Source organism: Tritonibacter sp. SIMBA_163 (assembly GCF_046535935.1).
Taxonomy (GTDB): Bacteria; Pseudomonadota; Alphaproteobacteria; order Rhodobacterales; family Rhodobacteraceae; genus Epibacterium; species Epibacterium scottomollicae.
The window spans coordinates 1-270 of the sequence record NZ_JAWJBP010000493.1 but is presented as its reverse complement, the minus strand read 5'-3'; the positions used below and the strand labels follow the sequence as shown (position 1 = coordinate 270).

The 270-nt window shown below is 36.3% G+C and carries 1 protein-coding gene; it reads right to left on the bottom strand.

The window, feature by feature from the left end:
• Window positions 1–102 precede the first annotated feature (102 nt).
• On the bottom strand, window positions 103–255 hold the full coding sequence (locus R0J92_RS23265) for a hypothetical protein (protein ID WP_411053417.1): 153 nt from the start codon (window positions 253–255) through the stop codon (window positions 103–105).
• Between the last annotated feature and the right edge of the window lie 15 nt (window positions 256–270).

The window sequence follows — 270 nt, the reverse complement described above, 5'->3', positions numbered from 1 at the left end:
CAACCTGCTTTGCCCAGTCTTTTACGCCGCCTAATGTCGGTAAATCTGATCCTGCTTTTGCACCTAACACAAGAAAATCCAAGAATTCCATAAATACCACCCCTATTGATGTTTTAGTTGATCCACATAATATTGACCGTTGTTTTTCACAACAGATAATGTAAAACGTTCTTTTACTGGCAAATTCGTTTCTTTTTCTTTGAAAACAGCAATGGACGACACTTCAAATCCATCACCTTTTTGATAAATTCGTATATTTTCAACATCACC